The organism is Mycobacterium sp. UNC410CL29Cvi84 (assembly GCF_000686745.1).
Classification (GTDB): domain Bacteria; phylum Actinomycetota; class Actinomycetes; order Mycobacteriales; family Mycobacteriaceae; genus Mycobacterium; species Mycobacterium mucogenicum_B.
Genome location: NZ_JMLM01000001.1, coordinates 594,782 through 619,832, shown reverse-complemented (window position 1 = coordinate 619,832; position 25,051 = coordinate 594,782). Strand labels below are relative to the sequence as shown.

24 protein-coding genes are annotated in these 25,051 nt (G+C 66.9%); 19 read left to right on the top strand and 5 right to left on the bottom strand.

The window, feature by feature from the left end:
- The first annotated feature begins 23 nt into the window (after nt 1-23).
- The 6 genes from pgeF to BR47_RS34185 all read left to right on the top strand — a co-directional run bounded on the left by pgeF (nt 24) and on the right by BR47_RS34185 (nt 4,285).
- Entirely contained in the window at nt 24-734 is a 711-nt protein-coding gene (gene pgeF / locus BR47_RS0103075) for a peptidoglycan editing factor PgeF (protein WP_081633546.1), read from the top strand.
- Entirely contained in the window at nt 731-1,534 is an 804-nt protein-coding gene (locus BR47_RS0103070) for a YggS family pyridoxal phosphate enzyme (protein WP_020103627.1), read from the top strand. Before pgeF ends, BR47_RS0103070 begins: the two co-directional genes overlap by 4 nt.
- Nucleotides 1,535-1,599: 65 nt before the next feature.
- Nucleotides 1,600-2,226: a cell division protein SepF gene (locus BR47_RS0103065; protein ID WP_020103628.1), complete on the top strand. Its 627-nt coding sequence runs from the start codon at nt 1,600-1,602 to the stop codon at nt 2,224-2,226.
- A gap of 122 nt (nt 2,227-2,348) precedes the next feature.
- Nucleotides 2,349-2,642 (top strand): YggT family protein, encoded by a 294-nt coding sequence (locus tag BR47_RS0103060; protein WP_020103629.1) that lies wholly within the window; start codon nt 2,349-2,351, stop codon nt 2,640-2,642.
- Nucleotides 2,643-2,910: 268 nt separating this feature from the next.
- Complete coding sequence (wag31, locus tag BR47_RS0103055; RefSeq protein WP_020103630.1) at nt 2,911-3,714, top strand: DivIVA-like cell division protein Wag31; 804 nt, start codon at nt 2,911-2,913, stop codon at nt 3,712-3,714.
- Between the two features lie 10 nt (nt 3,715-3,724).
- Nucleotides 3,725-4,285, top strand: a complete 561-nt coding sequence (locus tag BR47_RS34185; protein WP_029118542.1) for a hypothetical protein — start codon at nt 3,725-3,727, stop codon at nt 4,283-4,285.
- A 170-nt stretch (nt 4,286-4,455) separates the two neighbouring features.
- Here BR47_RS34185 and BR47_RS33980 read toward each other — a convergent pair whose 3' ends face one another.
- Entirely contained in the window at nt 4,456-4,581 is a 126-nt protein-coding gene (locus BR47_RS33980; RefSeq protein WP_286154328.1) for a hypothetical protein, read from the bottom strand.
- 173 nt (nt 4,582-4,754) lie between these two features.
- Between BR47_RS33980 and BR47_RS0103040 the strand changes: the two genes are divergently transcribed.
- The 9 genes from BR47_RS0103040 to BR47_RS0103000 all read left to right on the top strand — a co-directional run bounded on the left by BR47_RS0103040 (nt 4,755) and on the right by BR47_RS0103000 (nt 17,590).
- The gene (locus tag BR47_RS0103040; RefSeq protein WP_029118541.1) at nt 4,755-6,248 is read left to right on the top strand and encodes a nitrate/nitrite transporter; all 1,494 of its coding nucleotides are present in this window, start codon (nt 4,755-4,757) and stop codon (nt 6,246-6,248) included.
- Between the two features lie 133 nt (nt 6,249-6,381).
- A complete protein-coding gene (locus tag BR47_RS0103035; protein WP_029118540.1) occupies nt 6,382-7,086 on the top strand; it encodes a FadR/GntR family transcriptional regulator in 705 nt (234 codons plus the stop codon).
- Between the two features lie 12 nt (nt 7,087-7,098).
- Nucleotides 7,099-7,929, top strand: a complete 831-nt coding sequence (locus tag BR47_RS0103030) for a sterol desaturase family protein (RefSeq protein ID WP_029118539.1) — start codon at nt 7,099-7,101, stop codon at nt 7,927-7,929.
- Between the two features lie 174 nt (nt 7,930-8,103).
- Complete coding sequence (locus BR47_RS0103025; protein WP_029118538.1) at nt 8,104-12,147, top strand: bifunctional nitrate reductase/sulfite reductase flavoprotein subunit alpha; 4,044 nt, start codon at nt 8,104-8,106, stop codon at nt 12,145-12,147.
- 90 nt (nt 12,148-12,237) lie between these two features.
- Nucleotides 12,238-13,530: a GTP cyclohydrolase II gene (locus tag BR47_RS0103020; RefSeq protein ID WP_029118537.1), complete on the top strand. Its 1,293-nt coding sequence runs from the start codon at nt 12,238-12,240 to the stop codon at nt 13,528-13,530.
- Complete coding sequence (locus BR47_RS0103015; protein ID WP_036426549.1) at nt 13,527-14,762, top strand: URC4/urg3 family protein; 1,236 nt, start codon at nt 13,527-13,529, stop codon at nt 14,760-14,762. The genes BR47_RS0103020 and BR47_RS0103015 overlap by 4 nt, the downstream gene beginning before the upstream one ends.
- A gap of 9 nt (nt 14,763-14,771) precedes the next feature.
- Nucleotides 14,772-15,401: a uracil phosphoribosyltransferase gene (gene upp / locus BR47_RS0103010; protein ID WP_029118535.1), complete on the top strand. Its 630-nt coding sequence runs from the start codon at nt 14,772-14,774 to the stop codon at nt 15,399-15,401.
- Between the two features lie 2 nt (nt 15,402-15,403).
- Entirely contained in the window at nt 15,404-15,982 is a 579-nt protein-coding gene (locus BR47_RS0103005) for a nucleoside deaminase (RefSeq protein WP_081831172.1), read from the top strand.
- 306 nt (nt 15,983-16,288) lie between these two features.
- Nucleotides 16,289-17,590, top strand: a complete 1,302-nt coding sequence (locus BR47_RS0103000) for an NAD(P)/FAD-dependent oxidoreductase (RefSeq protein WP_029118533.1) — start codon at nt 16,289-16,291, stop codon at nt 17,588-17,590.
- An 88-nt stretch (nt 17,591-17,678) separates the two neighbouring features.
- On the opposite strand, the gene BR47_RS0102995 is transcribed toward BR47_RS0103000, so the two are convergent.
- The 4 genes from BR47_RS0102995 to BR47_RS0102980 all read right to left on the bottom strand — a co-directional run bounded on the left by BR47_RS0102995 (nt 17,679) and on the right by BR47_RS0102980 (nt 21,504).
- On the bottom strand, nt 17,679-18,032 hold the full coding sequence (locus BR47_RS0102995) for a heme-binding protein (RefSeq protein WP_020103641.1): 354 nt from the start codon (nt 18,030-18,032) through the stop codon (nt 17,679-17,681).
- A 76-nt stretch (nt 18,033-18,108) separates the two neighbouring features.
- Entirely contained in the window at nt 18,109-19,503 is a 1,395-nt protein-coding gene (locus tag BR47_RS0102990; protein ID WP_029118532.1) for a glycoside hydrolase family 1 protein, read from the bottom strand.
- 29 nt (nt 19,504-19,532) lie between these two features.
- Nucleotides 19,533-20,114, bottom strand: a complete 582-nt coding sequence (locus BR47_RS0102985) for a TetR/AcrR family transcriptional regulator (protein WP_029118531.1) — start codon at nt 20,112-20,114, stop codon at nt 19,533-19,535.
- A gap of 49 nt (nt 20,115-20,163) precedes the next feature.
- The gene (locus BR47_RS0102980) at nt 20,164-21,504 is read right to left on the bottom strand and encodes an FAD-dependent oxidoreductase (protein WP_029118530.1); all 1,341 of its coding nucleotides are present in this window, start codon (nt 21,502-21,504) and stop codon (nt 20,164-20,166) included.
- A gap of 230 nt (nt 21,505-21,734) precedes the next feature.
- On the opposite strand from BR47_RS0102980, the gene BR47_RS0102975 reads away from it, so the two are divergent.
- From BR47_RS0102975 to BR47_RS0102960, 4 genes are all read left to right on the top strand, one after another.
- A complete protein-coding gene (locus BR47_RS0102975) occupies nt 21,735-22,154 on the top strand; it encodes a hypothetical protein (protein WP_029118529.1) in 420 nt (139 codons plus the stop codon).
- Nucleotides 22,155-22,166: 12 nt separating this feature from the next.
- Nucleotides 22,167-22,625 carry a hypothetical protein gene (locus BR47_RS29530; RefSeq protein WP_141772150.1) on the top strand — a complete coding sequence of 153 codons (459 nt, stop codon included), beginning with the start codon at nt 22,167-22,169 and terminating at the stop codon, nt 22,623-22,625.
- Nucleotides 22,626-22,735: 110 nt separating this feature from the next.
- Nucleotides 22,736-23,473 (top strand): SDR family oxidoreductase, encoded by a 738-nt coding sequence (locus BR47_RS0102965; protein ID WP_029118528.1) that lies wholly within the window; start codon nt 22,736-22,738, stop codon nt 23,471-23,473.
- A gap of 90 nt (nt 23,474-23,563) precedes the next feature.
- Entirely contained in the window at nt 23,564-25,015 is a 1,452-nt protein-coding gene (locus BR47_RS0102960) for an LLM class flavin-dependent oxidoreductase (RefSeq protein WP_029118527.1), read from the top strand.
- Nucleotides 25,016-25,051 lie beyond the last annotated feature (36 nt).

Here is a 25,051-nt window from a genome sequence, read left to right as displayed (position 1 = left end):
ATACGCCGGATAAATTTGTCATCGTGACGTTCCGTATCCGCAGAGTGACTACGACGCGTGCGGGCGGGGTCTCGAAGGCCCCGTTCGACACGTTCAACTTGGGTGACCACGTCGGCGACGATCCAAAGGCCGTGGCGGCCAACCGGACTCGGCTGGCCGAGGCCATCGGGCACGGCCCGTTGGTATGGATGAACCAGGTGCACGGTGACCATGTCGAAGTTGTCGAGGGCCCTGGAACTGGAGCCGGGGGAGCCTACGACAACACCGACGCCCTGGTCACCGCGACGCCGCGGCTTCCGCTCGCGGTGATCACGGCCGACTGCGTGCCGGTCCTGTTGGGCGATGCCCGCGCCGGTGTGGTGGGCGCCGTGCATGCCGGACGAGTCGGCGCGCAGAAGGGCGTGGTGCTGCGCACGGTCGAGGCGATGCAGAAACTCGGCGCGCAGGTACAGGACCTTTCGGTCCTGCTCGGCCCGGCGGTCAGCGGGCGCAATTATGAGGTGCCCTACGAGATGGCCGACGACGTCGAGGCGGTGCTGCCGGGCAGCATCACCACGACCGCCCGCGGCACGGTGGGTCTGGACCTGCGGGCCGGCATCGCCAAGCAGTTGGCCGGCTTGGGCATCAAGGCCATCGACATCGACCCGCGCTGTACGGTCGACGATCCGAATCTGTTCAGCCACCGACGTGGCGCCCCGACCGGGCGGCTGGCGTCGGTGGTGTGGATGGAATGACCAGCGCGCCGCGCGAGGCCGAACTGGCCGCGTCGCTGGCCCGGATTCAGGCGCGAATCGACGCTGCCGCGGCAGCCGCCGGCCGGGATCGGGCCGACATCGAATTTCTTCCGGTGACCAAATTCTTTCCGGCGAGTGATGTTGTTGCGCTGTTCGGATTGGGCTGTCGGGCATTCGGTGAATCGCGGGAGCAGGAAGCGGCGGGCAAAGTCGCCGAGGTGTCGGGCGCCTTGTCGGACAAGAAATTGATCACAGCGCCGGGCGAATTGTTGGATGCGTCATCGAACATAGAGTCGAACAATGCAATTCGATGGCACATGATCGGCCGAATTCAACGCAACAAAGCGCGAGCCGTGGCGCGCTGGGCTGCGGTGGCGCATTCGGTCGACACCGCGCCGTTGATCGCGGCGCTGTCCCGCGGCGCCATCGAGGCGCTGGACCAGGGCCGCAGGTCCGAGCCGTTGCAGGTATATATCCAGGTCAGCCTCGACGGGGATCCGGCCCGCGGCGGCGTGCCGGTGGACCGGCCTGATCTGGTCGACGAGTTGTGCGCGGCCGCGCACACCGCTCCGGGGCTGGGTCTGGCTGGCTTGATGGCCATCCCGCCGCTGGCCAGCGAGGCCGAAGCGGAGTTTGCGCGGCTGGAGGCTGAATTGCTCAGGGTCCAAACGCAATACCCCCACCGGCTGGGGCTGTCCGCGGGCATGTCGAACGACCTGGAAATTGCGGTGCGACACGGGTCAACGTGTGTGCGTGTCGGTACCGCGCTAATGGGACCGCGTCCTCTAACGTCACCATGAGTAGTCACTCCAGTCACACTTACATCACAGTCACCAGACACCACATTCTTAGCTAGGGGCATCCGATGAGCACACTGCACAAGGTCAAGGCCTACTTCGGTATGGCGCCGATGGACGACTATGACGACGAGTACTACGACGACGAAGACCGTCCATCGCGCGCCTACCAGGCGCCGCGCCGCCCCCGTGACGAGCGTTTCGAGGACGAGGACTACGGCCGTGGTGAGCCGCGCGGCTACGACCGCGAATACGAAAGCGCCCCCATGGGTTACCGCGGTGGCTACGACGAGATGCCGGCTCGCGGCCCGCGCGAGTTCGAGCGCCCGCGCTTCAACACCCTGCGTGGTGCCACCCGTGGCGCCGTCGCCATGGAGCCCCGCCGCATGGCCGAGCTGTTCGAGGCCGGCAGCGCCCTGGCCAAGATCACGACCCTGCGCCCCAAGGACTACAGCGAGGCCCGCACCATCGGTGAGCGCTTCCGCGACGGCACCCCGGTGATCATGGACCTGGTGTCGATGGACAACGCCGACGCCAAGCGCCTCGTCGACTTCGCCGCCGGCCTGGCCTTCGCGCTGCGCGGCTCGTTCGACAAGGTCGCCACCAAGGTGTTCCTGCTGTCGCCGGCCGACGTCGACGTCAGCGCCGAAGAGCGTCGCCGGATCGCCGAGGCGGGCTTCTACAGCTACCAGTAATACCTACGCAGCTCCACGCAAGACCCCTTCGGCCCCCGGCCGGAGGGGTCTGCGTTAGGTAGGCTCGCTCTCAAGCGCCGACAGCAGTCGGCGCTTTTCCCGCGCTAGTGAGGTCTGTTGCATTGACCCTGTTCTTCGACATTCTGGGTTTTGCGCTGTTCGTCTTCTGGCTGCTGTTGATCGCCCGCGTGGTGGTGGAGTTCATCCGCGGATTCAGCCGGGACTGGCAGCCGAGGGGACTGACCGTGGTGATCCTCGAGGCGATCATGACGGTGACCGATCCTCCGGTGAAGCTGTTGCGGCGCTTGATCCCTCCGCTGACCATCGGGCCGGTCCGGGTCGACCTGTCCATCGTGGTGCTGCTCATGGTGGTGTTCATCGGCATGCGGCTGTCGTTCGATCAGGTCGGGGCCTGAGCGCGACGTTCCTCTGACCTGCAGAAGCGCATTAATTACATTTATGTAATTAATGCGCTTCTTTCGTTTTGGTCAATTCGCGCCGAACGTCGGGCTGCGTTGCCGAATTCCAATGAAACATTGAAATTCGTTCTTAATTCCGGACCTCGCCTGCAACCGACGGGTCTGCTGTGACAGGATGGACGCCAGTTACTCCACGATCGCTCTACACTTTGATCGCTCTACACTTTGACACCGATTGACGGTCCAGACTGCAAGGGGGCAGAAGATGCCGCTAACTCCGGCTGACGTCCACAACGTCGCATTCAGCAAGCCGCCGATTGGCAAGCGCGGTTATAACGAGGATGAGGTCGATGCGTTCCTCGATCTCGTCGAGACCGAGCTGACCCGGCTGATCGAAGAGAACAGTGATCTGCGGCAGCGGGTCGCCGAACTCGACGCCGAGCTCCAGTCCGCCCGCACCGGCCAGCCGGTCGCGGCTCCGGTCTACACCCCGCCTGCGCCCGCACCGGAGCCCGAGCCCGTCGCGGCGCCCGCGCCGGTGGCCGCTCCCGTCGCCGCGCCGGTCGGCGAGGACCACCACGTCCGCGCGGCCAAGGTGCTGAGCCTGGCCCAGGACACCGCCGACCGTCTCACCGGTTCGGCCAAGGCCGAGGCCGACAAGACCCTCGCCGACGCCCGCGCCCAGGCCGACGCTCTGGTCAGTGATGCCAAGCGCACCGCCGAGACCACGGTCGCCGATGCCAAGGCGCGCGCCGAGGCCATGCTGGCCGACGCGCAGACCCGTTCGGAGGCCCAGCTGCGTCAGGCCCAGGACAAGGCCGACGCCCTGCAGGCCGACGCCGAGCGCAAGCACACCGAGATCATGGGCAACATCAACCAGCAGCGCACGGTGCTGGAAGGCCGCCTCGAGCAGCTGCGCACGTTCGAGCGCGAGTACCGCACCCGCCTCAAGACCTACCTGGAGTCGCAGCTCGAAGAGCTCGGCCAGCGTGGTTCTGCCGCACCGGCGGATTCGGCGGCCGGTGGCGAGGGTGCTGGCTTCGGCCAGTTCAACCGGGGCAACAGCTGACGGCTGACCAATGCTGATCATTGCCCTGGTCCTTGCCCTCATCGGGCTGACCGCACTGGTGACCGCGATTGTCACGAGCAATGAGCTGATCGCCTGGGTGTGTATCGGCGCCAGCGTCATCGGGGTGCTGCTGCTCATCGTCGACGCGCTGCGGGAGCGCTCGCGCGGCGGTGCGGCGGCCGACTCCGTCCCCGATGTCGACGACGCGCTGGCCACCGAGGCCGGCGAAGAAGACGCGGCGGAAGAAGAAGCGGCCGCGGAGCCTGTCGAGGACTACCCGGCTGACGAGCCCGAAACGGTTGTGGCCGAGAAGGTTTCGGAAGACGAGCCCGAAGCCGAGGCGTCTGACGAGCCCGAAGCGGCCGAGGCCGAAAGCTCCGAGGCCGACGAGCACGACGAGCCCGAGGCCGAAGCGGCGACCTCCGAGGCCGACGCGGTTTCGGAGGAGTCCGAGGCCGACGACGCTGCCGAGGAAACCGACGAGCCTGAGACCGCCGGCGAGACCGAATCCGAGGAAGCCGAAGGTACCGAAGAAGCCAAGGCGGACGAGGACGAGGCCAAGAAGGCCTGAGCCCGGCGCTCCCAATTTCATACTGAGGCCACCGCCGCGACGGATTCCCGTCGCGGCGGTGCCTTTTTTCGTTGACCGAGCCGGAGAAGTACTTGGCTTCAATCGCCAGGCACGGTGAGCTGTCGTGATCGAGGCCATGTACTAGTCCTGGCCGTCAGACGTCCCTGACTTCAATAACCGCCGCGAATCGCCGCCACGAGTGAATTCACGTACTCCTCGGCCTCCTCCGCCAGGATCGGCCGCCTGATCGGCACCGCCGTCGGCAGCCAGGCGTCCACCCGGGCGTTCGCGCCCACATTTCGTGCTTGTTGCGGTGAGACGACGGCTGTGAATCACGCGGGTCACTCGAGCCCGCGTGGGCGAATGAGCCCCTATTGACTTTGCTGACACCGAAGGGCAACAGCTGCGGCATCGCGCCCCCGTACATATGTAGCCAACCAATTTCCTACCTGGGAGGCCTGGAGGCACTGTGAGTCTGTTGAGTCGAAACCGCGACATCGAGCACTGGGATGCTGAGGATGTTGCTGCGTGGGACGCGGGCAACAAGAACATCGCCAAGCGGAACCTGATCTGGTCGATCTTCGCCGAGCACGTCGGCTTCTCGGTGTGGAGCATCTGGTCGGTGATGGTCTTGTTCATGCCGCAGGCCGTCTACGGCATCGATGCGCTGGGCAAGTTCGTCCTCGGCGCCGTCCCGATCGCGGTGGGCGCGTTCATGCGCATTCCGTACACCATCGGACCGGCCAAGTTCGGTGGCCGTAACTTCACGATCTTCAGCGCCCTGATGCTGGCCATCCCGTGTGCGCTGACCATGTACTTCATGATGCATCCGGGGACGTCGTACACGACGTTCCTGATCGTCGCCGCGGTCGCCGGTTTCGGTGGCGGCAACTTCGCGTCGTCGATGACGAACATCAACGCCTTCTACCCGCAGCGACTCAAGGGCTGGGCGCTGGGCCTGAACGCCGGCGGCGGCAATATCGGTGTGCCGGTCATCCAGATCATCGGTTTGGTCGTCATCGCGACGCTCGGCAACCGTCGTCCCGAGGTCGTCTGCGCCATCTATCTGGTGTTGCTGGCCGCCGCTGCGCTCGGTGCCGCGCTGTTCATGGACAACATCCAGGGGCAGAAGTCGAACCTCTCGGCGATGGTCGAGGCCATGAAGTTCCGCAATTCGTGGGTGATGTGCTTCCTCTACATCGGCACCTTCGGTTCGTTCATCGGGTTCAGCTTCGCGTTCACCCAGATTCTGAACATCAACTTCACCGCACAGGACGTCGCGCCGCTGCTGGAGAAGTACCACGTCGCGTCGGTGGCCAAGCTGCCGAAGGAAGCCGCCAAGGAGCTGGCCAAGGCCAACTTCGACGCCTCCATCCACACCGCGTGGATCGCCTTCCTGGGCCCGCTGCTTGGCTCGATCTCGCGTCCGTTCGGCGGCAAGCTGGCAGACAAGATCGGTGGCGGCAAGATCACGCTGTACACATTCACCGCGATGACGATCGTCACCGCTGTCCTGGTGAGCACCGGCATGTGGGACGACGCCACCAAGGGCGCGGCGACCGGCGCCCAGATGGCCGTCTACATCACGGCGTTCATGGTGTTGTTCATCCTGACCGGCCTCGGCAATGGGTCGACCTACAAGATGATCCCGTCGATCTTCGAAGCCAAGGCGCAGAGCAAGGACGAGCTGAGTGCCGCGGAGAAGACCCTGTGGTCGCGCAGCATGTCCGGCGCACTGATCGGCTTCGCCGGTGCGGTCGGCGCGTTCGGTGGCGTGCTCGTCAACGTCGTGCTCCGGGCGTCCTACGCCGGGCCGGCCCACTCGGCGACCACCGCGTTCTGGGTGTTCCTCGCCTTCTACGTGGTGTGCGGTGTCGTCACCTGGTTCGTGTTCCTGCGCCAGCCGCATCTGCGCGCGGCGACGGGCGAGCACGTCGGCCGGGATTTCGTTCCGGCAACGTAGCCGGAAGTTCGCCGAAATGCCCCGCGGGAGTTTCCCGCGGGGCATCTCTCTGTTCGGGTCCAGCGCGTTTGTGATCCAGATAACTGGTCCAACCAGTTGACCACTTGTCGCGGTGGCCCCGATCATTGACCCCATGGACATCGCACCCGTCACGCGGTCCGCGGTCAGTGACTCGGTCTTCGCGCACCTCGTCGACGAGATCCTGTCCGGCCGTGCCGCGGTCGACGACGCATTGCCGTCCGAGCGCGAGCTGGCCCTCGCTTTCGCGGTGAACCGGCACGCCATCAGGGAAGCGCTCAAGCGGCTGCAGCAGGCCCGGCTGGTACGCATCAGCCACGGCGGCAAGACCCGGGTCCAGGACTGGCGGCAGACGGCCGGCCTGGACGTCCTCAGCGCCCTCGCCGCCACCGGCGCCGTGCCGGCGCTGCAGATCGCCCGCGACATCATGGTGATGCGCCGCTCTGTCGGGGCCGATGCGGCCCGGCTGTGCGCGAGGAACGCCTCCGGCGAACAGCTGACGACCATCGCAGATGCCGCTGCGGCCTACCCGGCGCAGCACACCGACGAATCGATCGCCGCTGACCTGACGTTCTGGACCGTGATCGTCGACGGCAGCGGCAACCTGGCCTACCGGCTGGCGCTGAACACGCTGGTCGCGGCATTCGCCGACATCGGCTTCGGCTCGATCGCCGACCTCGGTACGTCCGCCGAACTGGCCGACCGCGACGCCCACATCACGCTGGCCGAGCACCTCGTCGCGCGCGACGCCGACGCTGCTCACCGCGTGGCCGACGACCTGCTGGGCCGGGTCGTCGAAATCCTTTCCGCTCAGCAGTAGGAGTCATTGCCCATGTTCGATCTGATCCTGCACGCCGTGCCGGTGTTCGTGCTCTGTCTGGTGCTCGAGGCGCTGTCCTTCCGCTTCCTGCCGGACGACGACGAGGTCGGCTACGAATTCCGGGATTCCCGAACGAGTCTCACGATGGGCATCGGCAACGTCATCGTCAACATCGGGTGGAAACTGGTGGTCCTGGCGGCGCTCAGCGCGGCCTATCTGGTCGCGCCGGTGCATCTTCCCGCCGACAATCCGCTGACCTGGATCGCGCTCTTCGTCGCCGACGACTTCGTCTACTACTGGTATCACCGCACCCACCACACGATCCGGGTGTTCTGGGCCAGCCACGTCGTGCACCACTCCAGCGAGCACTACAACCTGTCGACGGCACTGCGGCAGACCTGGACGCCGTTCACGGCGCTGCCGTTCTGGCTGCCCTTGGCGTTCCTCGGCTTCTCGCCGTGGATGATCCTGCTGCAGCAGTCGGTCAGCCTCCTCTACCAGTTCTTCATCCACACCGAACGGGTCGGCAAGCTTTGGCGGCCCATCGAATTCGTGATGAACACGCCGTCGCACCATCGGGTGCACCACGGCTCCAACGACCAGTACCTGGACACCAACTACGGTGGCATCCTGATCATCTGGGACCGGCTGTTCGGCAGTTTCCGGCCGGAGGGCGAGCGCGTGGTCTACGGTCTGACCAAGAACATCAAGACCTTCAATCCGCTACGGGTTGCCACGCACGAATACACCGCCATCTGGCAGGATGTGCGAACGGCGAAGACGTGGAAGCAGCGCTTCGGCCACACGTTCCGCGGACCGGGCTGGTCGCCCGACAGTGCGTAACGCAGCTCACAGATTTCCGGCAGGTTTCCATCATGATTCCGGCATGAAACATGTTGCGCACCAGGCCCTGACGGCCAGGTGAGCTCGGGTTGACGCGCAGTACATAGTCGCGCAACGGATGCGGCATCGGCGGCCCGTAGAACTGTTTCGAACAGCTACGAGCCAAGGGGATTCGTGACCACTGCAGGACCGCACACGACACGTACTGCGTGCTCATACTGCGGTGTCGGTTGCGGTATTTCGGTCGAAACCCGCACCGACGCCGGTACCGGGCTGCCTGTGATCGCACGCGTATCCGGGGACCGCTTGCACCCCACCAACTTCGGACGGCTGTGCACCAAGGGCGCCACGCACGCCGACTTGATGCATGCCGACGACGGCCGGCTCACCACCGCGTTGGTGCGGCGCAATGGCGAGATGGTCAGCGTCGCCACCGACGACGCCACCGCCGAAGCCGGGTGCCGGCTGCGGGCCATCATCGACGAACACGGTCCCGACGCTGTGGCGCTGTACGTTTCGGGGCAGATGACCATCGAGGCCCAGTACCTGGCCAACAAGCTGGCCAAGGGCTTCATCCGCACCGTGCACATCGAGTCCAACTCCCGGCTGTGCATGGCGAGCGCCGGGACCGGATTCAAGCAGTCGCTCGGTGCCGACGGCCCGCCCGGGTCATACACCGATTTCGATTCGGCCGACCTGTTTTTCGTGATCGGCGCCAACATGGCCGACTGCCACCCGATCCTGTTCCTGCGCATGGCGGACCGGATCGCCAAGGGCGCCAAGCTGATCGTCGTCGACCCGCGCCGCACCGCGACCGCCGACAAGGCCGATCTGTTCCTGCAGATCAAACCCGGCACCGACCTGGCGCTGCTCAACGGCCTGCTGCACCTCCTGGTCGAAAGTGGTGCGATCGACCACGAATTCATCGCCGAGCACACCGAGGGCTGGGAGACCATGCCCGCGTTCCTCGCCGACTATGCGCCGGCGAAGGTCGCCGAGAGCACCGGCATCCCCGAAGCCGACATCCGCCGCGCCGCCGCGATGATCGCGGAGGCAGGGGAGTGGATGTCGTGCTGGACCATGGGTTTGAACCAGAGCACGCACGGCACCTGGAACACCAACGCCATCTGCAACCTGCACCTGGCCACCGGCGCCATCTGCCGCACCGGCAGCGGCCCGATGTCCCTGACCGGCCAGCCCAACGCCATGGGCGGCCGCGAAATGGGTTACATGGGACCGGGTCTGCCCGGGCAGCGTGCGGTGACGTCGGCCGACGACCGGGCCTTCGTCGAAGAGCAGTGGGAGCTGGAACCGGGCACCATCCGCACCGACGTCGGCCCCGGCACCATCGAGATGTTCCGGCAGCTGGGCACCGGTGACATCAAGGCCGTCTGGATCATCTGCACCAATCCCGTTGCCTCCGTGGCCAATCGGCAGACCGTGATCGACGGCCTGCGGGCCGCCGAGCTGGTCATCACCCAGGACACCTACCAGGACACCGCGACCAACGCCTACGCCGACATCGTGCTGCCCGCGACGCTGTGGGCCGAGGCCGACGGCGTCATGATCAACTCCGAGCGCAACCTGACCCTGTTGCAGCAGAGCATCCCCGCCGCCGGAGAAGCGCGGCCCGACTGGGAACTGATCTGCAATGTCGCCCGGCACATGGGCTTCGGCGACGATTTCGAGTACAAGTCCAGCGAGGACGTGTTCGCCGAAATCCGTCAGTTCACCAACCGCCGGACGGGCTACGACCTCAGCGGCGTGACGTACGAGCGACTGCGGGAGACCCCACTGCAGTGGCCGTGCCCGCCGGACAGTGGCGACCGGAACCCGATCCGTTATCTCAACGACGGCGTGAGCCAGGACCTGTTCGTCGGTGCGGACGGGCACCGGCCGCGGCTGGTGTTCCCGACTCCCTCACGCCGGGCGGTGTTTCACGCACGCCCGCACCTGGACGCCAGGGAACTGCCCGACGACGAATTCCCGTTGGTACTGAACACCGGTCGGCTGCAGCACCAGTGGCACACCATGACCAAGACGGGCAAGGTCGAGAAGCTCAACAAGCTGACCGGGAAGCCGTTCATCGAGATTCATCCCACCGACGCGACTGACCTCGGGATTGCCGACGGTGCGTCCGTCGAGGTTTCGTCGCGCCGCGGCACGGCGGTCCTGCCGGCCGTCCTGACCGACCGGGTGCGGCCGGGGAACTGCTTCGCGCCGTTCCACTGGAACGACCAGCAGGGTGACCAGGTCACGATCAACGCCGTCACCAACGATGCGGTGGACCCTGATTCGCTGCAGCCCGAATTCAAGGTGTGCGCGGTGCGATTGGCGCCGGTCGTGACCGAGGCCGTTGTCGAGCCCCTCGCCGCACTCACCGGTGCCGGCACCCACCCGCTGGCCACCGCGCTCGGCCTGGCCGAACCTCCAGCGCTCAGCGACACCGAAAAGGTCTACCTGTCCGGCTTTTTCAGTGGCGTCGAGCAATCCACCGGGGTCCCGGTGCTGCCCGCGTCGGCGCCCGTCAGCTCCATGGTGCGGCTGTGGGTCGACGGGGCGCTGGCCGGAGCACACAGCGTCGCGGGTCCGGTGCCCGCCCTCGATGTCCCACCGGAGCCCGCGGGACCGTTGGTGCTGTGGGCCTCGCAGACCGGCACCGCGGAGGAGTTCGCCGCCGGACTGGCCGCGAAGATCGCCGGGGCCCGGCTGCAGGTTCTCGACGACACTGCGCTGGACGAGCTCGCCGCCGCGGGCGAAGTCCTGGTCGTGACAAGCACTTTCGGGGACGGCGGGCCGCCCGACAACGGCGCCGATTTCTGGGCTCGCTTGAGCGCCGCCGATGCGCCGGATCTCTCCGGGGTGCGGTACTCCGTACTCGGAATCGGCGACCGGGCGTACGAGAACTTCTGCGGCTACGCCAAATCCCTGGACGGCCGCTTCGCCGAACTCGGGGCCACGGCGCTGCTGGACCGCGCGGACTGCGAGGCGTACGACGACGAGCCGCTTGCGCACTGGTCCGATGCGGTCGTCGAGTTGGCCGCGGCAGCACCGCAGGTGCCGACCGCGCCGGCCAAACCCGCCAGGCCCGCCGCACCCGCCAAACCTGCCGCACCTGCCAAGCCGTTCACCCGCAACAACCCGCTGCCGGTCCCGTTGTGCCGCAACACTGTGCTGACCAAGGGTGGCATGAAGGAAGTGCGGCAGATCGGCTTCGACCTGTCCGGGCACGACGTCAGCTATGGCGTCGGCGACGCGCTCGGAGTGGTGGTGGCCAACTGCCCGGAGACCGTCTCGGCGTGGCTGACGGCAACCGGCCTCTCCGGTGACGAGGTCATCGAGATCGACGGCGGCGAAACCGCGCTTCGCGATGCCCTGACCACGTCATATGACATCTGCAAGGTGTCGCCGAACCTGATCGACTTCGTGGCCGAACGCAGCCGCGCCAAGATTCTGCGGGCGCCCCGGGGGGAACGCGACCGCTGGCTGGACGGCCGCACCGGCCTGGACCTCGTCGAAGAGTTCACGGTCCGCGCGGAACCCGAGGAGTGGCGAGATGCGTTGGTGCGCCTGGCGCCACGCTCGTACTCGATCTCGTCCAGCCCGCTGGTGAGTCCCGACGAGGTCCAACTGACTGTGTCGGTCGTCCGTTACGCGGGCGCCCGCGGCGGCACCCGGCACGGCGTCGCATCCACCTATCTAGCCGACCGAGCGCAGACGGTGCCGGTGTTCCTGCAGCCGGCACCGCATTTCCGGCCGCCCGAGGATGCGCTGACCCCGATGATCATGGTCGGTCCCGGCACGGGCATCGCACCGTTCCGCGGCTTCCTGCACGAGCGTCGGGCACTGGGGCACACCGGCCGCAACTGGCTGTTCTTCGGCGACCAGCACCGGGCCGAAAACTATTACTACCAAGACGAATTGGAGGCCTTCGCTGCCGACGGTCTGCTGACCCGGCTGGACACCGCGTTCTCCCGGGACCAGGCGCGCCGCGTGTACGTGCAGCACCGGATGCGCGAGCGCGGCGAGATTCTGTGGCGCTGGCTCGAGGACGGCGCGCACTTCTACGTCTGCGGCGACGCGACGCGGATGGCCAAGGACGTCGACGCGGCGCTCACCAACATCATCAGGACCCACGGCGGCATGTCCGAATCGGCGGCGCACGACTACAAGCGTGAGCTGATCGCCGACAAGCGCTACGTCCGCGACGTCTACTGATCGGCGTGCCGGGCCAGGCGGTCCGGCGGTACCGCTGCACACCCGGCGGTTTCGGGGTTGACTGGAGCTTGCCGGGAAGGAGCGATGTCGATGGTCTTGGATTCGGACGCAGCGTCAGGTCCTTCTGCCGCGGTGCCGCCGCGCGGCCCTGCCCGCCACATCCGGCTGACGTCGCACAGCGGCGCGGCCGACGCCCTGGCGATCCACTGGGGTGCAGCGACCGCCGCTGAGCGCGGCCCGCTGATCGGTACCACGACCACGCGCGCGCACCGCAACGTGATCGGCACCCACAGCGGCTCCTACAGCGTCTACCGGGCATTGGCGGTGGCGGCGGGGGCGCTGTCGCCCGAGCACCGCGCCGACCTGACCAACACCGCGCCCACCGATGTGGTCGGCCCGTACCCACAGTGGGCCGACCCCGGGGCGATCGTGAGTCTGGACCCGTGGGGCGCCATGGTCGCGGAGGCGTTCCCCGCCGAACTGGCCGCCGGCTACGACATCCGGCCGACCATCGCCATCACCAAGGCCCACGTGATGCTGCCGGAGGTCGCCGAGGCGATCGTCAAGGGCCGGCTCCGCCCCGACGGCCGGGTACTGCTGGACAATGGCGCCGCGCTGGTGACCAAGGCGGCCGTCGAGCCCGTCTGGTTCCTCCCCGGGATCGCCGCGCGATTCGGTTGCAGCGAAACGGAACTGCGCCGCGTGCTGTTCGAGGAGACCGGCGGCATGTACCCCGAACTCGTCACGCGCGGCGACCTCGAGGTCTTCCTGCCACCCATCGGCGGGCAGACCGTCTACATCTTCGGCGAGGCCCGCGATCTCGCCGACCCCAGCGTGGAGTTGACCGCCCGCGTGCACGACGAGTGCAACGGATCCGACGTTTTCGGCTCCGACATCTGTACGTGCCGGCCGTATCTCACGCATGCCATCGAGGAGTGCATCCAGGGTGCGCAGCGCGGCGGGGTAGGGCTGGTGGCCTATTCACGCAAGGAAGGTCGCGCGCTCGGTGAGGTCACCAAGTTCCTGGTGTACAACGCGCGCAAGCGTCAGGTCGGCGGCGACACCGCCGACCAGTACTTCGCCCGCACGGAATGCGTTGCCGGAGTGCAGGATATGCGATTCCAGGAGCTCATGCCCGACGTGCTGCACTGGCTGGGTATCCGCAAGATTCATCGCCTGGTGTCGATGAGCAACATGAAGTACGACGCCATCACCGGGTCGGGTATCGAGGTCGTCGAACGCGTGAACATCCCCGACGACCTGATCCCGGCCGATGCCCGCGTCGAGATCGACGCCAAGACAGCCGCGGGTTACTTCACCCCCGGACCGGTGCCCGACGCCGACGAACTCAAGATCGCCAAGGGCCGCGGACTCACGTCATGACGATCAGCACCGGCACTGGCACCGACAGCGCCGTCGCGGTCGGCATCCTGCGCAGCACAGGCGCCGTCCGCGAACGCGCCGAGTTCCTGCTGTGCCGGGCACGCGCGGGGGAGTCCCGCTGGTTCGTGGTCGATGACGACGCACTGGCGCAGGCCGCTGACCTCGTCGCCGACGTCACCCGCACGCGCTACCCGGATTTGGCGATCCCGTACCACAGCCGCTGGCGCCATTTCGAGGCCGGCGGCGTCGACCGCACCGCCGACCTGCGCGCCCGGCTGGCCGGGTTGGATGCCGCCGCTCAGGCCCGCGCCATGATCGACCTGGCCGTGGTCAGTGTGCTGCTCGACGCCGGTGCGGGTCCCGACTGGGGCTACACGGAACCGATTACCGGTCAACGCTTCACGCGGTCCGAAGGCCTCGGGGTGGCCAGTTGGCATGCCTTCGCCGACGGGCTGTTCTCCAGTGACCCGGCCCAGCCCTGGCAGGTCGACGCCGCGGCACTGCGCGCCATCGACGACGCCGCCCTCGGCCGGGCATTTCAGGCCGCGCCGGACAATCCACTGGTCGGGCTCAGCGGCCGGGTGCAGCTGCTGCGGCGGCTCGGTGCCGCGCTCGACGATCGTCCTGAGGTCTTCGGCCCGCAGGGGCGTCCCGGCGGCCTGTTCGACGTGCTGGCCGGCCCGGAAGTCCACGCGCACGACATCCTGGTGCGGCTGTTGGGCACCCTTTCCGGAGTCTGGCTGGCCGACAACGACATTGGCGGCATCCCGCTCGGTGACTGCTGGCCGCACCCGGCAGTGCCGGGACCGGGGCTGTCGCGTGGGTGGATGCCGTTCCACAAGCTGTCGCAGTGGCTGACCTACTCACTACTGGAGCCGTTCGAATGGGCCGGCGTGCCGGTCACCGGGCTGGACGCGCTCACCGGCCTGCCCGAATACCGCAACGGCGGCCTGCTGCTCGATACCGGTGTTCTGCGCCTGCGGGATCCGTCGGCCGCGGACCGAACCTGGTCGGTGGCCGACGAATTGGTCGTCGAATGGCGAGCACTGACCGTCGCACTGCTGGACGAGCTTGCGCCGCTGGTGCGCACCGCGCTCGGCCTCGATTCCGCGGCGCTGCCGCTGGCCTGTGTTCTGGAGGGTGGTACCTGGGCAGCCGGGCGCACCCTGGCGCAGCAGCTGCGGGCCGGCAACCCGCCGCTGTCCATCAGCAGTGACGGCACGGTTTTCTAGGAGGGCGCCATGGGTAACCTGCATCTCGTCGACCATCCGCTGGTTCAGCACAAGCTGACGCTGATGCGACAGAAAGACGTGTCCACCAAGGGCTTTCGTGCGCTGCTGAACGAGATTTCCGCGCTGATGACCTACGAGGTGCTGCGCGACATCCCCATGCACGAGATCGAGATCGACACACCGCTGGAGTCCACCACCGGCATGGTGATCGACGGCAAGAAGCTCGTCTTCGCCTCGATCCTGCGGGCGGGCAGCGGCATCCTGGACGGCATGCTCAGCGTCGTTCCCGGCGCGCGCATCGGCCACATCGGGCTGTACCGGGACCCGAAAACCCATGTCGCCGTGGAGTATTACTTCAAGATGCCGAGCGATTTGCACGAGCGCGACATCGTGGTGTGCGATCCGATGCTCGCCACCGGAAACTCGGCCGTGGCCGCGATCGACCGGCTCAAGGAGTACCGGCCGCGCTCCATCAAGTTCGTCTGTCTGCTGACCTGTCCCGAGGGCGTCGCGGCCATGCAGGCGGCCCACCCCGAGGTCCCGATCTACACGGCGGCGCTGGACCGGCAGCTCGACGAGCACGGCTACATCGTGCCGGGCCTCGGCGACGCCGGCGACCGCATCTTCGGCACCAAGTAGCCATGCACAACCCGAACAGGCGGACCGTGCTACGCGGCGCCGGGATCGTCCTCGGCGCGTCGGCGGCGGCCGGCGCCGTGGGCCCGGCCCACGCCCAACCCGATCCCGGCCCGCAAGACCTGGCCCTGCTCCGGCGCACGTTCGTGCTGGCCGAGCAGGCGCGCGAGGCCGGCGGCGCCCCCTACGGCGCCCTGGTTGCCGATGCCGCCGGCAACGTGGTGGCCGCGCACGGCAACACGTCGTCGGTCGACGGCGGTGATCCGACCGACCACGCCGAGATGGTCACCGTCCGCAGCGCGTGGCGCGCGCTCGGCGACGACGGCATGAAGCCGGCGACGCTGTACGCCAGCACCGAGCCGTGCACGATGTGTGCGGGCGGCGCCTTCTGGAGCGGCATCGGCCGGGTGGTGTACGGCATGTCCAACACCCGGCTGCTCCAATTCACCGGCGGCGACCCGAGGAACGCGGGCTACGCACTGCCGTGCCGCGACATCCTGCTGCACGGCTACCGCCCGATCGCCGTCATCGGGCCATTATTGGAAGACGAAGCGGCACAAGCACATCAGGGCTACTGGCGCTGACGTCCCTGGCCGCGGCGCCTCACGACGACAGCGCGTCGAACAACGCACACAACGGCGCCGGACTGTGGGCGCGGCGAACTGACTGCAGTCCGCGCACGCAACTTGGTGGAACCTGTTGGCGGGCAGTGCCACGCAGATCACAGATGCCAACTCAAATACTTACATCATGTCAGTGACACCGCGTAATTAAAGGCGTAGACTCGCCCGTAGAAGGGGCCGCGCCTGCGGCCCTAGGGAATCGAACACGAATCGATTTCTTGTTTTGTCATCCGCCTTCCGGTACGGGCGTCAATCGAGGAGACAGGCATGGAGTATTTGTTCGACACCGGGTGGGTCGCTCGACCCGAGGTGACCGCGCCTTCGTTGGAGGGTGAAATCCGTTGCGACATCGCCATTATCGGTGGTGGTTTGGGCGGCATGGCGGCTGGGCTCCGGCTGGCCGAGAGGGGCGCCGACGTCGTGGTGCTGGAGGCCGGAATCTGCGGGTGGGGTGCCAGCACTCGTAACGGCGGGCACCTCTCGGATGCTCTCTCCGGCGATCCACGCATGTTGGGCGCGCTGTATCCGCGTCGCCTTCCCGGGATTGTCCGCTTCGCCGAATCGGCCATGGAGTATGCCGACGAGCTGATCGAGCGGTTGGGGATCGAGTGCGACTACCAGCGCACCGGCAACGTCGCCATGGTGAGTTCGTCGGCGCGCGAGGTTCGCAGTGCCAAGCAAGCCGCCAAAGTTCTCCGATCCGCGGGGTCCAAGGCTGAGTACGTCGATGCCCGCGAGTTCGGTTTGCCGCACGGGTTCCTGGGCGGCATTTTCGAGCCGGGCGGAGGTTTGGTGAATCCCGGCAAGTACACGCTCGGTGTTCGTGACGCGCTGCTGGCATCTGGGGCCAGAGTATTCGAGCACACACCGGTACTCTCGGTTGATTCCAGTGGCAATGGCCTCGTCATCAGCGTGCCCGACGGCAAAATCAGGGCAGAGCGGGCCCTGTTGACCACGAACGCCTACTCCACGGACCTGGCCTTCGCCCCGCCTCGTCTCGCCACGCCCTTGTGGGTGACGGTTTTCGAAACCGAACCCATCGATCCTGAACGTATCGCGGACACAGGCTGGACGAGCGGTGCGGGCTTCACCACCAACAACATGGTGGTGTCGAACTTCCGGCCGACGCCGCACAACACCATCGTGTGCGGCACCCGACAGGTCCAGTCCGCGCAGGGGCCGCTGGGGGTGCGCTCGCCGGAACCGGTGATCGTGAAAGACCTGCTGCGCGGCTTCCGGGACCGGTTTCCTTCGCTGCGTGATGTCGCGCCACGCCGTACCTGGGGTGGTTGGGTGGCGATGACGCCGTCATTCCTGCCCGTCGCCGGCCAGTCCGACCCCCGCGTTCTGTTCGCGCTCGGGTGTAACGGCTACGGTCTGACGCAAGCGCCGTACCTGGGTTCACTCCTCGCCGACCGCTTGATGGGCGACGAGCCGCACGCGAACCTGAAATCGGTTTGGACGGATCGAACTGCGTTTCCGCCGAACCTGCCCTACAGTGCCCCGGCCGTTCGTGCGCTGTGGGCTCTCGATCGAGTATCGGACCACTTCAGCCGACACGGCCACTAGGCAGCTGCATCTGCGTAGCTGTTATTGGAAGACGAAGCGGCACAAGCACATCAGGGCTACTGGCGCTGACGTCCCTGGCCGCGGCGCCTCACGACGACAGCGCGTCGAACAGCGCAGACATCTGTGCGGGTGAGACCGACATGCCGCCGCACTGACCGCGCAGCGTCGTCAGGGGCCGCGCGATGTTCTTCAGGTCGAAGAACTCGCCGGGATGAGCGGTGAAGTACGCCCGGACGGCGCCTTCCGCGTCGCCTGACGAGCTCGCGTTGGTCAGGGCTTCGTTGGCGCCCGGGTGGGCGTCGAGGTAGGCCCCGGCCTGGGCCAGGACCGAGCCCGCGGTGCTGGCCAGTCCGCTGGCGGTACACGGCGCTGCGGTCGCGTTGGGGATGGCGATCGTGAGCGAGGCGAACCCGGCGAGCGCGAGCATGGCAGTCAGTTTCATATCTGTGATCCTGCTGGAAACCCGGCGATCTCGGGTGCATTGCGCCGAATTCGGTCCGCGTGTTGGCAGGCCGGGCTCAGCGCAGCGCGACCGTCGGCCCGTTTGCATCCAGCGGCGCGCAGCTGTCCTTGCCGACGGTCGTGGAGCACTTCGCTGCGGGGATCACGGGCCGATATGCCGGCGGCGTCCCGCCGTCGCGGGTGATCTGCGTGTAGGTCTGGACGGCGTCGGTCGGCACGCGACGCAGTGCTGGATCACCCAGCGCGTCAACCGAATACAGGCCGAAGCGTGGCTGGTAGCTGCCCCACTCGTAATTGTCGATGAGGGACCAGTAGTTGTAGCCGATGATCGGGATGCCGTCGGCCTTTGCTCGCTGCAGCCAGAACACGGTGTCGCTGAGGTACTGCGATCGCGTCACGCCGTCGGTGCGCGGTTTCGCGTTGTCGGTGACCATGCCGTTCTCGACGACATAGATGGGCAGGCCGGGATACCGCTGGGCGTAATGACGCGCCACGTAGTAGATGTCCTCGGGCTGCAGCTTGATGTTCCACCGCGCCGCCATGCTCTGCGCCGACGCGGGATTGTCCGCGGCCGTACCGGTGTAGTAGTCGAAGCCGAGGTAGTCGAGGCTGTCCCGGACCCGGTCGAAGAACGAGCCCTCGATTCCCTTGACGCCGAATCCGCTGAACTGCGCCAACACTTCCGGCGGAATGTAGGCCTCGTTGGTGGTGACCTTGGCCTTGGGGTCGGCGTCGTGGGCGGCGCGGTAGACGGCGCGGTGGGCGTCGGCGGCGCGGTCGAGGAACGTGCCGAACTGGTCAGGTTTGATGGCGCCGGTGCGCAGTTCCATCGCGCCGAAGGCCAGTGGCTCGTTGATGCTCACCCACAGCACGCCCTGCCCCGCATAGCGTTTGGTGATCGCCTTGGCGAAGTCCTCGAACGCGGCGACATTGTTGAGGAAGCCGCCGCGGTCGGCGATCCAGCCGGGGTAGACCCAGTGCATCAGCGTGATCATCGGCGTCATGCCGTTGGCGAGCAGCGTCGCGACCACGTCGTCGTAGTAGGCCAGTTCTTTTTCGTCCCACTTGCCGGGCTGCGGCATCACCCGCGCCCATTCGACCCCGAAGCGAAAAGTGTTGACGCCCATGGCATGCGCGTTGGCAATGTCCTCCTTGTAGCGGTGCCGGAAGTCGTCGGCCTGCTTGTAGGGCTCCACCGGAGCTGCGCTCAGGACGTCGGCGCCGGGTGGGACGGGCTTGCCGGCCGTCCGGTCGACGTACCGGCGCCAGTTGCTGTCGGGAGCGTCGCCTTCCACCTGGTAACCGGCCGTTGCGGTACCCCAGTAGAAGTTGCGATTCCACGACGAACTGCTGTCCGTCCGCTCTTGCTTTGCGTCCTGCTTCGCGCCGCAGGCGGAGAGGCCCAGCGAGAGGGCAACGGCCGACGCCACGACAACCCGGTTCCACTTCATACCAAAAACCATACACTGCACTGTTTTGGTCAGGACAGTAATGCGCCCCACACCGCGCGCACGTGAGCGCCCATGTCGATCGATCGATCGGACATCCACTGGATCTGAATCCCGTCCGCCGCGGCGATCAGCGCGGTGGCGGCGAAATCGGCGTCGACGTGCGCGGGGACCGCGCCGGACGCCTGCCGGCGGCGGACGTAGTCGCTGATGGTCGCGCGCATGCTCTCGTATCGCTGGCGCAGGTAATCCGCGGCCGGATGGGACGGATCGACGGCGGCGGCCGCGGCCAGGGACAGATAGACCGTCCCCGATCCGGGTTTGGCGGCCTTGTCCACCATCGCCTGTGCCATGGCCTCGCCCGGGTCGATGTCGACGTCCGAATTGCGGTACCGCTCTTCGAATTTCGCATCGGCGTCGCGATGCAACTCGGTCAGGAGGACGTCACGCGTGGGGAAGTAGTGCATCAGGCCCGCCAGGCTGATGTTCGCCTCATTGGCGATCACGCGCATCGACGCAGCGGCCTCGCCGTCGCGTTCCAGTACCGCGAGTGCGACGGCCTTGATCTCCGCGCGCTTGGCCTCGCCCTTGGCATACCGCCCCACAGTTGGCATGACGTGAGGCTAGCGACAACCGCGGCTGGAAGTGTCCGGAGTCGGCTCCCTACCGCCGGCCGGCGCTGATCATGTCGGCGCGGGGCACCACCTTGACCCGCTCGCGGCCCTGCTGTGCGCCGAGGGCCATCTCGTGGGCGTCGAGGCGTTCCCATTCCGCCCACGTGGTGTAGTCGATGCTGTTGCCGGCCAGATGCTCCAGGATGGCATCGGGTTCGCCGATCTCCGGTGCGCGCAGTCCCGGCAGATCGGCCAGCAGGCTGGTGATCGTCTCGGACGCATCGGATTTGGTGTGTCCGATGAGTCCGATCGGCCCGCGTTTGATCCAGCCGGTGACGTAGGTGCCCTCGATCAGCTCGCCATCGAGGTCCAGGACCCGGCCGGCGTCGTGGGGGACCACGCCGGCGTGGTGGTCGAACGGCAGATCGGCCAGATGTGAGGACAGGTAACCGACCGCGCGGTAGACGGCCTGCACCGGCCAATCGGTGAATTCGCCGGTGCCCCGGGCGGTTCCGTCGCCGATCAGCTCGGTGCGTTCGGTCCGCAGTCCTTCGACGCGGTCGGTGCCGAGCACCGCGACGGGGGATTGGCACAGATGAATGTGGATGCGGTGCGGCGCGCCGGTGGGTTCGACGTCGAAGTATCGCATCATGGTGTTGACGACGAGCTTGGTGGACTTGTTGGTGTTGATGGCCTGCTGGCTGGCCTCGTCGATCTCGAAGCCCTCCGGGTGCACGATCACGTCGACGCTGGGGGAGTGGGACAGCTCGCGGAATTCCATCGGCGAGAACTTGATCTGGGCCGGGCCGCGCCGGGCGAAGACGTGCACATCGGTGGCCTGATTCAGTGAAAGGCCTTGGTACACATTGCCGGCGATCTCGGTGCTCAGCTGTTCATCGGCGGGCTTGGCCAGCATCCGGGCGATGTCGAGCGCCACATTGCCTGCGCCGAGCACCGCAACACTCTTGGCCTCCAGCGGCCAGGTTCGTGGCACGTCGGGGTGGCCGTCATACCAGGACACGAAATCGGCGGCGCCGTAGCTGCCGGGCAGTTCGATGCCGGGGATGTCCAGCGGGCGGTCCGCGCGTGCCCCGGTGGCGAAGACGACGGCGTCGTAGTGGCGACGCAGATCGGACAGTTTCACATCGGTGCCGTAGTGCACGTTGCCGATGAAGCGGATCTCGTCGCGTGAGAGCACTCGCCGGAGCGCCTTGATGATCTCCTTGATCCGGGGATGATCAGGTGCCACGCCGTACCGGACCAGCCCGTACGGGGCCGGCAGGCGATCGAACAGATCGACCCTGGCCTGCGGGTATTCGTCGACCAGGATGTCGGACGCATAGATTCCGGCCGGACCTGCCCCGATCACCGCCACGCGGATGTCACGCACTCAGCACCTCAATCAATTAGGTAAGGCAAGCCTAAATTGGTACGTGGGTACCGCAAGGCCTACGTCGGCGATGGAGATGCCGATCACAGCACCTGTTCGGAGGGTGGCGCTCGCGCACCAAGAAACCGCCAAGGCGTCAGTCGCACCCTTGGTGAGTGACCGGCCACGACGGCCGTCGACGGCGAACGGCGCCCGTCATGCGCCATTCCGAGAAGGGACAGTCCACGACGATGATGAAGCTGGCGCTGATCGCGACCACGGCGGTCGCGGCGACGATCGGCCTGGCGGCAACCGCGCATGCCGACGACACCTATGACTTTCGCTCCCCATCGGGGAACGTCGGTTGCAAGATGAGCGCGGGCGGTGCCATGTGCGAGATCAAGGACTACACGTGGTTCATCGCGCGTCCCGCGGGTTACACGATGGGCGGGAAGGGGAACCGGTTCATTCTTGACGTGGGCCGCGCGCCCATCGGGGGCGACTGGCATTCGGATCACGAATTTCCCGACGGCGCACCGACTCTCGGCTATGGCCAGAAGCGGGTGGTGGGCTCCATCACCTGCGACAGCGAACCCACGGGAGTGACGTGTAGCGATTCCACCACCGGACACTTTTTCCGAGTGTCACGCGATTCCTATGAGCTGGGCTGATCCATGAAGCCGATGACAACGAAGAAGTTCGCGGCGCAGATCGCCGCGGCCATCGCGACCACCATGGCCGTGGCCGCGTGCTCGACGTCCGGCACGCCCGCCGTGCGGGCCGACCCGCAACCGACGCTCGGCCGTGCCTGGAACCCGAGTGCGCGCGGCTACGGCACGGTGCAACCCGCGCGGGTCTTCAACGGCGGCGACCCGACAGGCGATATCTGGGGCATCACGTGGTCGTCCTGGGGTGGGGAACGGGCCACCGGGACGGGCACGTCGTACGGCATGCCGCCGGGCGTCGTCAGTGTCTCGCAGTCGGTCAAGGAATCGGCGACGATCGTGGCCTACAACCTCGGTTACTGCGACGGCCAGCTGATGTACCAGGCGGCGAAGTGGTACTTCCCCGGTTACGGAGAGTCGTTCAACCCGGCGGGGCACTACAACATCTGCACGGGCGATTACGTCGACGGCATCTGACGTACAGCCCTGAGTCGCAACGGGTTCCGTCACATCGCGAAACCATGCCAAGCGCGTCAAACTGATCGAATCGATTGACGGTGCCGGGTGCAGACGATTGTGTCGGCGCCATGAAGAGTTTCCTTGCCGGCGACGCATTCGCGGATCGCACGGTCGTCCTCATCGGCGGCGGGTCCGGAATCGGTTTCGCGGTGGCCAGATTGGTGGTGTCCGGTGGGGGTGCGGTGGTGCTGGGCGGGCGCCGCGCCGGGGTGCTCGAGAAGGCCGCCGCCGATCTGGGCCCGGCGGCGACATGGCAGGTCGTCGATACCGCCGACGAGCGCACTATAGACGCTCTGTTCGCCCGGCTCGACGCCGTCGATGCCCTCTTCACCACCGCGGCCACCTACGTCACCGGAGCGATGCGCGAACTCTCGCTGACCGACGCCGCGTCGCCCTTCGACTCGAAGTTCTGGGGTCAGTACCGCGTCGTCAAGGCCGCGCTGCCGGTGCTGACCGCCGATGCGTCCGTCGTCCTGATGGCCGGGGCAGCCAGTGTGCGGCCTGCCGGGGCGGCGCCCGCCTACGTCGCAGCCAACGCCGCCATCGAGGGATTGGCCCGCGGCTTGGCCGTTGAACTCGCGCCGGTAAGGGTGAACGCGATATCGCCAGGCACCGTGGACGGCAACTTGTGGAATCAGCGGCCCCAGGTCGTGCGGGAAGCGGCGTTCGCCCATTTTGTCGACGCCTCGACCACCGGGAAACTGGCGCGGGAGGACGAGGTCGCGGCCGCCGTCGTTCATCTGTTCCTCAACGGCGCGACGACGGGTTCCACGATCTATCCCGACGGCGGGTACAGCTTGCGTTGACGCGGCTCGCCACCCCGGCTGACGCCGCGAAAAATGTTCGTGCTGAGTGCAATCGGTGTCTGATACGCGAGATGTGTGCACGGTGGAGTAGTGACCCGACAAATTCGCTTCAACGCCTTCGACATGAACTGTGTCGCTCATCAGTCGCCCGGACTGTGGCGGCATCCGGAGGATCAGTCCTGGCGTTACAAGGACCTGGAGTACTGGACCGAACTGGCGAAGTTGTTGGAGCGCGGCAGGTTTGACGGCCTGTTCATCGCCGATGTGCTCGGTACCTACGACGTCTACGGAGCCAGCGACGAGGCCGCCATCCGGCAGGCCGCGCAGATTCCGGTGGGCGACCCGCTGTTGTTGGTATCGGCGATGGCGTTGGTCACCGAGCATCTGGGCTTCGGCATCACCACCGGCACCGGGTTCGAGCACCCGTATCCCTTCGCTCGCCGGATATCGACCCTGGATCACCTGACCAAGGGGCGGATCGGCTGGAATGTGGTCACCGGCTATCTGCCCGCGGCGGCGCGCAACATGGGCCAGACCGACCAGCCCGCCCACGACGCCCGGTACGACCACGCTGACGAATATCTCGAGGTGCTGTACAAGCTGTGGGAGGGCTCCTGGGAGGACGACGCGGTGGTCCGCGACCGCGAGCGCGGGGTGTTCACCGACCCGGACAAGGTGCACCACATCGGGCACTCCGGAACGCATTTCAGTGTGCCGGGTGTGCACCTCGCCGAGCCGTCGCCGCAGCGGACGCCGGTGATCTACCAGGCCGGCTCGTCGCCGCGCGGGGTACGGTTCGCCGCCGAGAACGCCGAGGCGATCTTCACCGCAGCGCCGACCAAAGCCATTCTGGCCGAGACGGTTTCGACGATTCGCCGGGAGCTGGAACTGGCCGGCCGGGATCCGTACTCGGCCAAGATTTTCAATCTGTCGACGGTGATCACCGCGGCCACCGACGCCGAGGCGCACGCCAAGCACCGCGAGTTGCTCTCCTACGGCGACCCGGAAGGCGCGCTGGTGTTCATGTCCGGGTGGATGGGCGTGGACCTGGCCCGCTACGGGTTGGACGAGCCGATCGGCAACGTCGACTCGAATGCCATCCTGTCCGCCGTCAAGGCGTTTCAGTCGGCCGACCCCGATGGCCGGGAGTGGACGGTCCGGGACATCGCCGAGTGGGGCGAGATCGGCGGCATGGGTCCGCGGATCGTCGGGTCGGGTGCGACGGTGGCCGACACCTTGCAGGAGTGGGTCGCCGAGACCGACGTCGACGGTTTCAACCTCGCGTATGCCATCACCCCCGGTTCGTTCGCCGACGTGATCGAGCATGTGGTTCCGGTGCTGACCGAACGGGGTGCCTACCAGGCGGATTACCAGCCGGGGTCGTTGCGGCACAAGCTGCTCGGCAATGGCGACCGGCTGCCGCAGGAGCACCGTGGCGCGCGATACCGGGTCGGTGGGCCGTCATCGACGGTCATCGATCGCCCGTCCACGCTGCCGTCGTCGTCGGGATCGACCGCGGCGCAACCGGCGCGCGGCCGCTGAGTGGTCAGCCGAGACGAAGAAACCCCGGCCCAAAGG